This window comes from Nocardiopsis chromatogenes YIM 90109, assembly GCF_000341185.1.
GTDB classification, from domain to species: Bacteria; Actinomycetota; Actinomycetes; order Streptosporangiales; family Streptosporangiaceae; genus Nocardiopsis_A; species Nocardiopsis_A chromatogenes.
In genome coordinates, this window is the sequence record NZ_ANBH01000163.1 from 21,872 (window position 1) to 35,234 (window position 13,363).

Sequence of the window (13,363 nt, forward strand, 5' to 3'; positions counted from 1 at the left end):
TTCAACGCGTCGGCGCGATCCGGCGAAGGCCCTCACCAGAGATGGCGCCGCACCTCGGCCGCGAAATGGGGGACTCCGCATTGTTCGAGCCGGGCCAGTACGCCGGGAACGGTGGTCGGCTCCCGGCGGTACGAGGAGGCTTGTTCCCCGAGCACTCGCATGGTGAGCCCGGGATACAGGTCCAGTTGGTCGAGCAGAAAGTCGTCAGGCCTCACTGCGAGGATTTCGTACGGGTCCAGAGCGTCCTTGGGGAAGTCCTTGACGTTGAAGGTAACGACGACCTCAGCGTTCGCGCGTACGGCCGCAGCAAGGACGTGGCGATCCTTCGGGTCGTTGCCCATTCCGCCGATGAGCGACTCGTAGCCGGTCACCAGGGCGTCCGGGAACGCCTTGCGCATCTGCCTGATACGACGGTCCACCGGTTCGACGGGGATTCCGCGCTCGATCAGATTGCGCCTGAGCTCGTCCAGGACATCGTCGGACCACAGAGGTCGGTAGCTCCCGGTCTCCGCCAGTCGAAGCAGCGTGTCGGAGAGATACGCGGGGTACAGGACACACGTGTCGAGGAAGGCGGGGAATGCCACGAGTCTCCGTCCTCACCTGGTGTCACGGGGCGTGGAGGTGGCCTCGTACAGGCCCGATTCCTCGGCTTCTGCGGCCATCTCGTCGAGGACCCGTCGACGTTCACGCCGGGTGCGCTCCTGGTAGTCGAGGACGTCTCGAAGTAGGACCCTGCGGTGGCGCCCCCGCATGGTGAAGGGGATCTCGCCTTCGGACAGGCGCCGCACCAGGGTAGGCCTGGAGATGTCGAGCAGGTCGGCGGCCTCCTGCGTGGTCAGCATCGTGTTGTGCGGAGCGATCGATACCGCCAAGCCCTGGGACAGTGCTTCCACGACGCCGCAGAGGGCCTCGTACAGCTCATCGGGAACCTCGATCTCCGAACCGTCCGGGCCCACCAGGCGGGCCTGACTCGGACGGTCCGACCCGCCCAGTTCATGGGCGAACCTGGTCAGTGCCGACCGGTCATCGGGCGGGAGGACCGTATGTTCCTGAAGTGTGCGCACCATGCACCCATGGTAGCCGTACTCGAAAAAAACGAAACCCCCGGTCGGACCCGCCGCCCCCGACGACCGCCCGCGTCCCGCGTGAACGACGGAGAGCATCGCAAGGGACGACGAAAAGGCCCACAGGTCTTCCTATGGGCCTCTCGTGGATGCTCCCGCGACTGGACTCGAACCAGTAACCTGCCGGTTAACAGCCGGCTGCTCTGCCAATTGAGCTACGCGGGATGGTGCTCGCGCCGCCTGTCGGAGGGGCCGTGGGCCCGTCCCCCGCGGCGACAGGTAATACTCTAGCGCACCTCCAGGCGTGCTCGTGACAGGTTCTCCCGTCCCCGATCGCCCTCCCCCGGGCGCCTTCCGGGGCTCGGGCGGCCGCGCGGGGTAACGTCGGAGCCACCAGCACTCGACGCCGAGGGGTACCCCATGCGCTACCGGATCACCTTCATCGCCGGCCTCGCCGTCGGCTACGTCCTCGGGGCCAAGGCCGGGCGCGCCCGCTACGAGCAGATCGCCGGGACCGCCCGCAGGGTCGTGGAGAGCCCCGCGGTCCAGGAGACCGCAGGCATCGTCGGGGCCCAGGTCAGCAGCGCCGGGAAGACCGTCGCCGCCAAGGTGGGCGAGCGGCTCCCGGTCACCTCCGTGCGGGACTTCCTGTCCCGCCCCACCACAGAGGAGAAGGCCGAGATGGAGGCGGAGATGGAGATGGCGGCCGAGGCGGAGGCCTGGGCCGGTCTCAACGGCACCGGCCCGGAGGGCGCCCGGCCCGACGCCGAGAGGTGACCGGACCCGGCCGCGGCCGGACGCGCCGGTCGGCTCCGTCGCCGGTCGGACCGGCCGCCCCACTTACCGCCGGGCGGCCGGCGATCTAGGGTGGGCCCCATGAGATGGCTCCGCCCCACCGTCCCCCGGGACGTCCGCGACCGGCTCCGGCTGGAGCGGGGGGAACGCGTGCTGGCGCACGCCGACTCCCGCGAGGGCCCACTCGTGTCCACCGACCGCGCCCTGCACCTCCCCGACGGGCGCCGTGTCCGCTGGCAGGACATCGACCGGGCGCGCTGGGACGCCGACGGCGAGGCGTTCACCTTCACCGAGGAGGGCGTCGGCGAGCACGTGTACACCGTCCCCGACCCGGGGCGGCTCGCCGAGACCGTGCACGAGCGGGTCACCGCCACCATCGTGGTCAGCCACCGCGGCGAGCTGCCGGAGGGCGGCTCCGGGTTCCGGCTGGTCGCCCGGCGGCCTCCGGGCGGCGCCGAGGTCGACTGGCGGGTCCATCTGGACGCGGGGCTGGACCCGGCCGACCCCCGTGTGCGCGAGGCCGTCCGGCACGAACTCACGGCCGTGCGCGAACGGACCGGGGTATGAACACCCGCCCCACCGGTCCCACGCGGCCGGAGTCGGACGATTCACCGTTTTTCATCGCCCCGGAGAACATTCCGCCCCCGCATGGGCTCTAACGTTGGGAACGCCGGTCACGATCCGCGCACTCTCCAGTACCGGTCTCCCCCCGACCGCCTCCGCACCGCGGTCCCCGAGCCGTACCGGAGCGCCGACCGAACGGCACGCCACACAGCGTCGAAGACAGGAGAACCATGGGGTCCCCGAACCCTCCCGTCCCACCGCACGGCCCCTCCGACCCGTACCGCAACCCCGGTGCCGGGCCCGCCCCAGGGCAGGGCGCCCCGGGTGCCCCCGGCGGCCACGGCGCTCCCGGAGCCCCGGGGGCTCCGGGGGCTCCGGGCGTCCCGCCCGGACAGAACCCGCCCGGGGCCCACCCCACCCCTCCGGCCGGGGCACAGCCGCCCGGCGCCGTCCCCGGCGGCCAGGGGCAGGGCCCCGGCGCCCCGGGACCCGGCGGTCCGCAGAACCCGTGGGACAGGCAGCCCGCACCCGCACCTCCGTCCGCACCCCGGAAGAAGTCGACCGGCCTGATCATCGCCTTGGCCGTGGTCGTCGTGCTCGCCCTGGTGGGCGGCGGCGGCACCGTCTACTTCTACATGCAGAACGAGCAGACCACCGCCGACCTGAACAGCGCCAACGACGAGATCGAGGCGCTCGGCGGCGAGATCGAGGGGAACGAGGAGGAGGCCGAGCAGCGCGAGAAGGAGGCCCAGGAGGCCTACGAGTCCGCCGACCTCCCGGGCCTGTACGACGAGGTGACGACGCTCACCGACGACCTCGACAGCTCGATGCAGGACTTCGCCGAGGCCTCCGCCGACGACGGCGCCAGCGTGCAGCAGATCGAGACGCTGTTCCAGAACATGTACGACTGCCTGGGCGCCCGCGAGGAGTACAACATGGGCGCGGCCGAGCACGCCGCGCTCCTGGAGGAGAACGACCCGGACCTTCCGACCTACCTGTCGGAGGACGCCTACCCCTGCGGCCGGGACTTCTGGGGCGTGTGAGCCCGCGAAGCACCGCACCGGCCCCTGGGCCCGGCACCTGAGCCACAGGTGCCGGGCCCGTCCCGTTCCGGGCCCTACGGCGTCGGGGGCCGGGGGCCGCGCCCTACCCCTTCGGCAGGCCGCTCGCCAGGGCCTCCGCCAGATGCACGGCGGTGCGGCCGGTCTCCTGGACGACCTGGGTGCGGCAGCTGAACCCGTCGGCCACCACCATCGTGTCCGGGCCCGCGCCCCGCACCTCCGGCAGCAGGGACTGCTCCCCCACCGCCTTCGACACCGCGTAGTGCCCCTCCTCGAACCCGAAGTTGCCCGCCAGGCCGCAGCAGCCCGAGTCCAGCACGCGGGTGCGGATGCCCGCCCTGTCCATCAGCGCCCGCTCGGCGTCGTACCCGATGACCGCGTGCTGGTGGCAGTGCACCTGCGCCAGCGCGTCCCCCGCCACCCGCGGCGGCTCCCAGTCCGGGGCGGCCTCGCCCAGGAACCCCGCCAGCGTGTGCACCGAGGCGGCGGTGCGCTCGGCGTCCTCCCCCGGCAGCAGTTCCTTCAGGTCGGTGCGCAGCGCCGCGGTGCAGCTCGGCTCCAGCCCCACGACCGGCACCCCCGCCCGGGTGAAGGGCTCCAGGGCCCGCACCGACCGCCGCATCACCCGGCGGGCCACCCCGAGCTGCCCGGTCGACACCCACGTCAGCCCGCAGCACACCGGCCCCTTGGGCAGCACCACCCGGAACCCGGCGCTCTCCAGCACCCGCACGGCGGCCGCCGGGACCCGCGGCTCCAGGTACGTGCCGAAGGTGTCCGGCCACAGGACCACCGCGCCCCGGTGCCCCGGCGCCGGGGGCCGCCGCCGGAACCAGCGGGTGAAGGTGGTGCGGGGGAACGAGGGCAGGTCCCGCTCCCGGGCGATCCCCCCGGCCCGCTTCACCAGCGCCGACAGCCCCGGCGCGCGGGCCGCCCGGTCGACCTCGGCCGGGGCCAGCGCCGCCAGCCGCGCCCACACCGGCAGCCACCCCATCGAGTAGTGCGACGCCGGGCGCAGCCGCCCCTTGTAGTGGTGGTGCAGGAACTCGGCCTTGTAGGAGGCCATGTCCACGTCGACCGGGCAGTCGCTCAGGCAGCCCTTGCACGACAGGCACAGGTCGAGGCTGTCGCGGACCTCCTCCGAGCGCCACCCGTCGGTGACCACCTCGCCGTTGAGCATCTCGAACAGCATCCGCGCCCGCCCCCGGGTGGAGTGCTTCTCCTCCTGGGTGACCTGGTAGCTCGGGCACATCACCCCGGGCCCCTCGTGGCGGCGGCACTTGCCCACCCCCGAGCAGCGGCGCAGGGCCTTGGCGAAGTCGCCGCCGTCCTCGGCGTAGGAGAGCACGGTCAGCGGCGCCCGCCCCGAGGCGGGCACCCGCAGGTCGGCGTCGAGCGGGCGGGGGGCGACCACCGCGCCGGGGTTCATCAGCCCGCCCGGGTCCCACACCTGCTTGAACGCGCCGAAGGCCTCCATCAGCTCCGGGCCGTACATCCGGGGCAGCAGCTCCGAGCGGGCCCGCCCGTCGCCGTGCTCGCCGGAGACGGACCCGCCGTGCGCGACCACCAGGTCGGCGGCGTCCTCCATGAACGCCCGGTAGTTCCGCACGCCCGGCTCCGTGCCCAGCTCGAAGTCGATGCGCACGTGCAGGCAGCCCTCGCCGAAGTGGCCGTAGACCACGCCGTCGCGCCCGTGCCGCTCCATGAGCCGGTCGAACTCCCGCAGGTAGGAGCCGAGCCGCTCGGGCGGCACGGCGGCGTCCTCCCAGCCCGACCAGGCCTCGGCGCCGGAGGCGGTGCGGGAGGTGAGCCCGGCCCCCTCCTCGCGGATCCGCCACAGGGCGCGGGCCTGCGCCGGGTCGGTGACCACCGCCGAACCGGAGGGGCGGGCGCCGCCCTTGAGGGCGGCGACCAGGGCGTGCCCCGCGGCGGCGGCCGCGCCCGCGTCCTCCCCGGCCAGCTCGACCAGCAGCCAGGCGCGCCCGTCGGGCAGGGCCACCCCGGAGCGGGCGCCGGGCCGGTCCAGCCCGGCGACCAGCCGCTCGTTGAGGCCCTCCACGGTGAGCGGGCCGTGCGCGAGGATCTCGGGGACGGCGTCGGCGGCCGCGGGGGCGTCGGGGTAGCCCAGCACCGCCAGGGCCTTGGCGGGCGGCGCGGGCACCAGGTTCACGGTGGCGCCCAGGACGGTGACGCAGCCGCCCTCGGTGCCGGTGAGCGCGCGGGCCACGTTGCCGCCGTTCTCCGGCAGCAGCCGGTCCAGGGCGTATCCCGACACCCGGCGGGCCAGCCGGGGCATGCCGGTGCGCAGCTGCCCGGCGTAGGTGCCGACGATGTCGCGCAGCCCGGCGTAGACGCGCCCCTCCCGGTCGGGCAGGGCGGCCCGCCGGGCGAACTCCTCCTCGGAGGTGGCGCCCACCCGCATCCGGGTGCCGTCGGCCAGTAGCACGTCCAGCGACTCGACGTTGTCGGCGGTGGTGCCCCAGGCCACCGAGTGCGACCCGCAGGCGTTGTTGCCGATCATGCCGCCCAGGGTGCAGCGGCTGTGCGTGGAGGGGTCGGGGCCGAAGGTGAGCCCGTGCGGGGCGGCCGCCTCGCGCAGGCGGTCCAGCACCACGCCGGGCTGCACCCGGGCGGTGCGGGCGTCCGGGTCGACTTCCTCGATGGCGGTCAGGTGGCGGGAGGCGTCGATGACCACCCCGGGGCCGATGGCGTTCCCGGCGATGCTGGTGCCGCCGCCGCGCGGGGTGAGGGGCACCCCGTACTCGGCGCAGACGGCGACGGCGGCGATGATGTCGTCGGTGGTGCGGGGCAGCACCACCCCGAGCGGGACGCTGCGGTAGTTGGAGGCGTCGGCGGTGTAGAGGGCGCGGGTGCCGGGGTCGAAGGCTACCCGCCCGGAGACCCCGGACCGCAGGGCGCGCCGGAGGGCTTCGGTGTCGACCCCGTCGAGGGCTCCGGGGGCTCGGGGGGCGGCGCTCCGGGAGGGGGTGTCGTCGGGATCGGCGGTGCCGCTGAGGGTGTCGCGCATGGGCCCCAGCCTGTCGCGGCGCGGCACCGTGTGACAACCGTCCAGACGCGCGGCGTGCCGGATCCGTGGCCGCACCGCCACCTGACAGAGGATGTCAGGAAGGGCGGGGACCGTGGGAGGCATGGACACGATGGAGATGAACGGCGGCGGCGCGACCGGTACGGGGCGGGAGACGGGGCAGGGGGTCCCCTGGGCGGTCTTCGAGGACGAGGCCCCGGAGCTGGCCGCGCGGGTGCGCGGGAGGTTCGAGCGGACCCTGCACCACGTGCTGGCCACCCTGCGCTCCGACGGGGCGCCCCGGGTCAGCGGCACCGAGGTGCGGTTCTACGGCCGCCACCTGACGCTGGGCTCGATGCCGGGCGCGGTCAAGGCGCGCGACCTCCAGCGCGACGGCCGCTTCGCGCTGCACGCCAGCCCCGGCGAGGTGAACCGGGAGGACGCCGAGGAGGCCATGGGCGGCGGGGACGCCAAGGTGGCGGGCAGGGCGGTCGAGGTCACCGACCCCGGGGAGCTGGAGGCCTTCCGGGAGGTGGGCGTCCCGCCCGGGCCGTTCCACCTGTTCCGCCTGATGCCGACCGGGGTGGTGCTCACCTCGGTGGAGGACGGGGAACTGGTGATCCGCCACTGGCGCCCGGGCGGGGGCGTCACCGAGCACCGCAGGACGTGAGCACCCCGGGACGCGGGCGGGGCGGCGGCACGGGGCCGCCGCTCAGCCCCCTTTCAGGGACTCGTCCATGGCCTCGACCAGCTCGGCGTCGGGGTCCATGTCCAGGTTCCACAGCATCAGGCCGCCCAGCTCCTCACGGCGCACGTACGCCCCCTTCATCCGGACGATCTCGGGGGTGTCGTAGGTCCACCACTCGTCGCCGTCGTACAGCCAGTACGCGCCGTGGATCGGGTCGAGGAAGCGCTGCCCCGGACGGTCCCTCAGGTCGCCGTAGGAGTCGGTGGCCTCCCCGTAGTCGCCCTCGGCGGGCCCCTGGGCCGGGGCGTAGCGGCCGAAGCCCTCCGGGGACACCCCCGACCAGCCGCGCCCGAAGCCGGGGAAGCCGAGCACCAGCTTCTCCGGCGGCAGCCCGTGGCCGAGCAGCTGGCGCACCGCCCGGTCGCTGCTGGGGTCGCCCTCGTCGCCGCTGGGGGCGTACAGCTGCGAGTGGTGGTCGGTGGTGCTGCTCCACGACCCGGTGAAGTCATAGCCCTGCACGGTGGCGAAGTCGATCGGCTCGAACACCTCGGGCTCGTAGCTGGCGTCGATGATCTCGGCGTCGTTGGCCAGCGACACCGACAGCGCGTACTCCTCGCCGGTCTCCTCCTCCAGCGCGTCGAGCTGGCGCCGGAACTCCTGGACCACCAGGGTGAAGTTGCGCGGGTCGTCGGGGTGCTCGACGTTGTCGGGGTGTCCGGACCCGCCGGGCCACTCCCAGTCCAGGTCGATGCCGTCGAAGACGCCCGCGGCCGCGCCCGGGCCGCCCTGGGGCTCGTCGTTCAGCCGCGGCAGGTCCCCGCGGATCCACAGGTCGATACAGGAGGAGACGAACTCCCGGCGGGACTCCTCGGTGCGCACCGCCTCGGAGAAGTAGGTGGAGGTGTTCCACCCGCCGATGGAGATGCTCGCCGACAGCGACGGCTCCTCCTCGCGCAGCTTGCGCAGCTGGTTCAGGCTCCCGGCCAGCGCCTGCTCGTAGTCGTCGGCGGCGCCGTCCACGCTCTCGCCGGCCTCGTAGCGGCGCTGGTAGATCTCCCAGGGCTGGTCGGCCTCGGGGTCGATGAAGCACCGCCCCTCGTCGCTGACCTCGCCGAAGGCCCACATCACGCGGGTGAGGCGCTCGGCCGCGCCGCTGTCGCGCATGTCCTTGATCGAGTAGCCGCGGTTGGCGGTGTTCCAGTCGGCGAAGTAGGCCAGCCGGTGCAGCCCGTTCCCGCCCACGCTCCAAGAGCTGGGCGCGTAGTCCACGACGCGGGTGAACGCGCCGAAGAACAGGGCGCCGAGGGACACTGCCGCGACGACCCCGATGAGTACCCGCCCCTTGCGGGGCGCCGTCTGCCGCTGCGCTGACATCACTAAGAAGGTAGCCTCAGGGCCCCTTGCGGAGTACACGCTCGGGCACACGCGGCCACATCAGGCCGGACCGCCGGGTGCGGGAACCCGGCGGCGCCTCCGGTCGTTCCGCCCTGCGTCCCGTGCCCCGCCGGGGCCGGGGGGGGCGGACCGGACACGACCGTGTCCTCGGTGTCCCCGGTGCCCTCAGTCCAGATAGTCGCGGAGCATCTGCGCGCGCGAGGGGTGGCGCAGCTTCGCGAGGGTCTTGGACTCGATCTGGCGGATGCGCTCGCGGGTCACCCCGAACTCCCGCCCCACCTCCTCCAGGGTGCGCGGGTGCCCGTCGGCCAGGCCGAAGCGCAGCTGGATGATGCGCTGCTCGCGATCGGACAGCCCGCCCAGCAGGTCCACCAGGTGGTCCTGGAGCATGATGAAGGCGGCCGCCTCCACCGGGACCACCGCGTCGGAGTCCTCGATGAAGTCGCCGAAGTCGGAGTCCTCCTCCCCGATGGGGGCCTGGAGGGACACCGGTTCCTGGGCGATGCGCTGGATCTCCTGGACCCGGTCGTCGCCGCACCCGAGCTCACCGGAGAGCTCGGCCGGGGTGGGTTCGCGCCCCAGCTCCTGGTGGAGCCGGCGCTGCACCCGCATCAACTTGTTGATCGTCTCCACCATGTGCACCGGGATGCGGATGGTCCGCGCCTGGTCGGCGATGGCCCGGGTGATGGCCTGGCGGATCCACCAGGTGGCGTAGGTGGAGAACTTGAATCCCTTGGTGTAGTCGAACTTCTCCACGGCGCGGATGAGCCCCAGGTTCCCCTCCTGGATCAGGTCCAGGAAGAGCAGGCCCCGGCCGATGTAGCGCTTGGCGATGGAGACCACCAGGCGCAGGTTCGACTCGATCAGGCGGCGCTTGGCGCGCTCGCCTTCACAAACGAGGTGGTCGAGGTCCTCGGCGAGCTCCGGGCCCATCTGCACGGGCACCGGCCCCGCCTGGGCCTGGCGCAGCTTCTCCGCCGCGAACAGCCCGACCTCGATCGATTTGGCCAGTTCGACTTCTTCTTCTGCCGTCAGGAGCGGAACGCGCCCGATCTCGCGCAGGTAGATCCGGACCAGGTCGCTGGTGGACGCGCGGCGGCCGGGGTCGGCCGGGACGGCCTCCTCGGCGGCCGGGTCCACGACGTCGACCCCGTGCCGGACGAGTCCGCGGACGACCTGGTCCAGGGCGTCGGGTGACAGGTCCAGCCGTTCAAGGGCCGTGGCGACGTCGGCCACGGTGACCGGTTCCCCGGCACCGGAACCCGCGACCAGTTGCGCCACCTGCCGGACCGGAGGCGTTTCGCTGGGCAGCACCGATAGAGCCACCCTTACAGTGTGCCCGTTCATGCAGCCGAATAGAGAGAACCAGTATTGTCACCCCGCTGCTACCCCGACCCGGCGATGCGCTCGCGCACCGCGCGTTTGCGCTGGCCGGCGGCGAGAAGCTCGGCGAACGCGCGGTTGTACTCCTCGGCGTCGGCGGCGGGGTCGAGCCGGGCCAGGCGCGATTTGAGGTTTGCCTCGGCCCGATTGGCGGAATGTACAAGGATCGTGTCGATGATGTTGCGGGCGTAGCGCTCGTCCAGCTCGCCGTCGACCTCGACCCGTTCGACCCCCAGCGCGGTGACGAAGGCCCGCCGCTCCTCGTCGGGCGCGGCCTCGCGCAGCCGGGCGGCCCACTGGGCGCCGTCGCCGGCGGCCGCCACCCCGCCCTGGGCGCGGATGAGCTCCAGCACCGCCTTGTGCTGCGGCGCGGTGAAGGCGTCCTCGTCCAGCTCGTCGAAGCCGGCGGCCAGGCCGGGCGCCTGGACCGCGATCTTGAGCGCCTGGCGCTCCCGGTGCAGCGAGGGGTCGCGCAGGTCGTAGGGGGCCGCACCGGCGGCCCCGGGCGGCGCGGCCGGGGCCGGGCCGCCGCGCGGCCGCCCCCCGCCGGTGCGGGCGCCGCGCACGTGCTGCTCCACCCGGCGGCGGACGAACTCCTCGTCCATGATGCCCAGCCAGTGGTCCAGGTGGACCCCGTAGAGCTTGCGCACGCCCTCGTTGCGGATGCTGGCCACGATCTCGGCGGCGGCGTCCAGCCCGGCCATCCGCCCCTCGGCGGTGTCCAGGTCGTAGCGCTCGATGACCTCGCGGACCATGAACTCGTACAGCGGCTTGGCGTCGCCGATGAGGTGCTCGACCGCCTCGGCGCCCTTCTGCAGCCGCAGGTCGCACGGGTCGAGCCCGTCCGGTTCGACGGCGACGAAGGTCTCGGCGGCGAAGTTGTGCTCCTCGGCGAAGGCGCGCACGGCGGCCTTGCGCCCGGCCGCGTCGCCGTCGAAGGTGAACACCACCCGCGCGTTGGCGCCGCCCCGGTCCAGCAGGATGCGGCGCAGCAGCTTGACGTGGTCCTCGCCGAAGGAGGTACCGCAGGTGGCGACGGCGGTGGGCACGCCGCTCAGGTGGCAGGCCATGACGTCGGTGTAGCCCTCGACGATGACGGCCCTGCCGCTGCGGGCCATCTCGCGCTTGGCCATGTCCAGGCCGTAGAGCAGGTGGCCCTTCTTGAAGATCGGGGTCTCGGGGGTGTTGAGGTACTTGGGCCCGTCGTCGCGCTCGGAGAGCTTGCGGGCGCCGAATCCGACGGTCTCGCCGGTGACCTCGCGCACCGGCCACACCAGGCGGTCGCGGAACTTGTCGTAGGCCCCGCGGCGGCCCTGGCCGCCGAGCCCCGCGGTGACGATCTCCTTGTCGCTGAAGCCCTTGCCGCGCAGGTGGGCGGTGAGCGCCTCCCACCCGCCGGGGGCGTACCCCACCCCGAACCGCTCGGCGTCGGCGCGGGCGAACCCCCGGTCGGTGAGGAACCGCCGCGCGTGCCGCGCCTCGGGGGCGAGGAGCTTCTCGGCGTAGAACTCCTGCGCGGCCCGGTGCGCCTCGATGAGCCGCTGGCGCTGCCCCTGGTCGCCGCGCTGGGTGTACCCGCCCTCCTCGTAGCGGAGCCGGATCCCGGCCTTGGCGGCCAGGGCCTCGACGGCCTCGACGAAGGAGATGTGGTCCATCTCCTGGACGAACGTGATGACGTCCCCTCCGGCCTGGCAGCCGAAGCAGTGGTAGAGGCCCCGCGAGGGGGTGACGTTGAAGGACGGCGACTTCTCGTCGTGGAAGGGGCACAGGCCCTTGAGCGAGCCGCCGCCGGCATTGCGCAGCTGGAGGTACTCGCCGATCACCTCGGCGATGGGCGAGCGCTCGCGCACGAGGGCGATGTCTTCGTCTCTGATCCGTCCTGCCACGCACGCCAGGGTAGTCCTCGGCGCCCACTTCGGACGCAAAGGCCTCAGGGGACCGTGGATCGGCGGGGCCCACCCGTGCGACATTCGAGTGGCGCACCTCACACGGGCGGGGTGCGCAGATGAGGAGGTGGCCGATGAAGCGGGCACCGGCGGCCGCGGCCGCGCTGCTCCTGGCCGCGCTCCCGGCTGCGGCCGGGTGCGAGGGGAGCGGGCGCGACCCCGGCACGGTGAAGGTCGTCTACCAGGACTTCGGAGCGTTCCGCGCCGCGGACGCGATCATGCGCACGGTCAAGGAGGAGTTCGAGGCGGCGAACGAGGGGGTCACCGTCGAGCTGCACCCCGTCGAGGCCCCGGCCGAGGACTACCAGACCCAGGTCAACCTGATGAACCGGTCGGCCTCCGAGGCCCCCGACATCCTCTACGAGGACAGTTTCACCATCAACCAGGACGTGGAGGCCGGATACCTGCACCCCCTCGACGAGTTCTGGGAGTCCTGGGAGGACGCCGACCAGTACAGCGAACAGGCCGACGCCGCCGTGACGGCGCGGGACGGCTCCCGGTACGGGGTGATGCTCGGCACCGACACCCGCGGCCTCTGGTACAACCGCACCCTGCTGGAGCAGGCCGGGGTGGAGGTCCCCTGGGAGCCGGAGGACTGGGACGCGGTCCTGGACGCCGCACGCGCGGTGCAGGAGGAGTTCGGCGACGAGGTGACCGCGTTCAACCTGTTCGGCGGCACACCCGCCGGGGAGGTCTCCTCGATGCAGGGCTTCCAGATGCTGCTCACCGGCACCCCGGACCGCCTCTACGACGAGGAGGCGGGCATGTGGGTGGCCGGGTCGCAGGGGTTCACCGACGCCCTGGAGTTCTACGACACCGTCTACTCCGAGGGCCTCTCCCTGGACACCCGGGACATGCTCAACGCCAGCGCCCCCACGCTCAACCTGGAGGAGCGGATGCCCCAGGGGGAGATGGCGATCAGCCTGGACGGGTCGTGGGCCACCCAGACCTGGATCGAGGGCGGCGCCAGCCCCTGGCCCGAGTGGGAGGAGGAGATGGCCTTCACCGCCATGCCCACCCAGGACGGCTCCGCCCCCGGCGCCACCAGCCTCTCCGGCGGCTGGACCCTGGCCATGGGCGCGCAGACCGCCGACCCCGGCCTGGCGTGGGAGGTCATGGCGATGGCCCTGAACAAGGAGAACGCCACCGAGTTCGCGGTGCGCGGCGCGCAGATCCCGGTTCGGGCCGACGTGGCCGAGTCCGAGGAGTACCAGGAGCGCTCCCCCATCGTTCCCGAGGCCGATGAGCTGGTCGAGGTGACGCACTTCCGGCCCGCCTACGGCGAGTACCCGCGGGTGTCGCAGGCGGTCCAGCAGGCGACCGAGTCGGTGCTGCTGGGCGATGCCACCCCGGAGGAGGCGGCCGCCGCCTACGACCGCGAACTGGAGGAGATCGTCGGCGCGGACCAGGTCACCGGTGGGTGAGGGGGCCCAGGGACGGCCCGG

Annotated in this window: 11 protein-coding genes and 1 tRNA gene; 5 read left to right on the forward strand and 7 right to left on the reverse strand. The window is 73.2% G+C overall.

The window, feature by feature from the left end; translation table 11 throughout:
• Nucleotides 1-32: 32 nt before the first annotated feature.
• The 3 genes from D476_RS0117005 to D476_RS0117015 all read right to left on the reverse strand — a co-directional run bounded on the left by D476_RS0117005 (nt 33) and on the right by D476_RS0117015 (nt 1,289).
• Nucleotides 33-584 (reverse strand): PIN domain-containing protein, encoded by a 552-nt coding sequence (locus D476_RS0117005; protein ID WP_017625133.1) that lies wholly within the window; start codon nt 582-584, stop codon nt 33-35.
• A 12-nt stretch (nt 585-596) separates the two neighbouring features.
• Nucleotides 597-1,067, reverse strand: coding sequence for a helix-turn-helix domain-containing protein (locus tag D476_RS0117010; protein ID WP_026123584.1), 471 nt, complete (start codon nt 1,065-1,067; stop codon nt 597-599).
• A 149-nt stretch (nt 1,068-1,216) separates the two neighbouring features.
• A tRNA-Asn gene (locus tag D476_RS0117015) sits at nt 1,217-1,289 on the reverse strand.
• Between the two features lie 195 nt (nt 1,290-1,484).
• Between D476_RS0117015 and D476_RS0117020 the strand changes: the two genes are divergently transcribed.
• The 3 genes from D476_RS0117020 (at nt 1,485) to D476_RS0117030 (ending at nt 3,466) form a co-directional block, all read left to right on the forward strand.
• Nucleotides 1,485-1,841 carry a hypothetical protein gene (locus D476_RS0117020; protein WP_017625135.1) on the forward strand — a complete coding sequence of 119 codons (357 nt, stop codon included), beginning with the start codon at nt 1,485-1,487 and terminating at the stop codon, nt 1,839-1,841.
• A 99-nt stretch (nt 1,842-1,940) separates the two neighbouring features.
• Nucleotides 1,941-2,426 (forward strand): hypothetical protein, encoded by a 486-nt coding sequence (locus tag D476_RS0117025; protein ID WP_017625136.1) that lies wholly within the window; start codon nt 1,941-1,943, stop codon nt 2,424-2,426.
• A gap of 581 nt (nt 2,427-3,007) precedes the next feature.
• The gene (locus tag D476_RS0117030) at nt 3,008-3,466 is read left to right on the forward strand and encodes a hypothetical protein (protein WP_152529374.1); all 459 of its coding nucleotides are present in this window, start codon (nt 3,008-3,010) and stop codon (nt 3,464-3,466) included.
• A gap of 103 nt (nt 3,467-3,569) precedes the next feature.
• On the opposite strand, the gene D476_RS0117035 is transcribed toward D476_RS0117030, so the two are convergent.
• The gene (locus D476_RS0117035) at nt 3,570-6,509 is read right to left on the reverse strand and encodes an FAD-binding and (Fe-S)-binding domain-containing protein (protein WP_040726539.1); all 2,940 of its coding nucleotides are present in this window, start codon (nt 6,507-6,509) and stop codon (nt 3,570-3,572) included.
• A gap of 121 nt (nt 6,510-6,630) precedes the next feature.
• On the opposite strand from D476_RS0117035, the gene D476_RS0117040 reads away from it, so the two are divergent.
• On the forward strand, nt 6,631-7,176 hold the full coding sequence (locus D476_RS0117040) for a pyridoxamine 5'-phosphate oxidase family protein (RefSeq protein WP_017625139.1): 546 nt from the start codon (nt 6,631-6,633) through the stop codon (nt 7,174-7,176).
• 42 nt (nt 7,177-7,218) lie between these two features.
• Here D476_RS0117040 and D476_RS0117045 read toward each other — a convergent pair whose 3' ends face one another.
• The 3 genes from D476_RS0117045 to dnaG form a co-directional block, all read right to left on the reverse strand.
• Nucleotides 7,219-8,568, reverse strand: a complete 1,350-nt coding sequence (locus tag D476_RS0117045) for a glycoside hydrolase family 18 protein (RefSeq protein ID WP_020380467.1) — start codon at nt 8,566-8,568, stop codon at nt 7,219-7,221.
• Nucleotides 8,569-8,754: 186 nt separating this feature from the next.
• A complete protein-coding gene (gene rpoD / locus D476_RS0117050; protein WP_017625141.1) occupies nt 8,755-9,903 on the reverse strand; it encodes an RNA polymerase sigma factor RpoD in 1,149 nt (382 codons plus the stop codon).
• A 71-nt stretch (nt 9,904-9,974) separates the two neighbouring features.
• On the reverse strand, nt 9,975-11,858 hold the full coding sequence (gene dnaG, locus D476_RS0117055; RefSeq protein ID WP_020380468.1) for a DNA primase: 1,884 nt from the start codon (nt 11,856-11,858) through the stop codon (nt 9,975-9,977).
• A gap of 134 nt (nt 11,859-11,992) precedes the next feature.
• On the opposite strand from dnaG, the gene D476_RS0117060 reads away from it, so the two are divergent.
• Nucleotides 11,993-13,342: an extracellular solute-binding protein gene (locus tag D476_RS0117060; protein ID WP_017625143.1), complete on the forward strand. Its 1,350-nt coding sequence runs from the start codon at nt 11,993-11,995 to the stop codon at nt 13,340-13,342.
• Nucleotides 13,343-13,363: the final 21 nt, after the last annotated feature.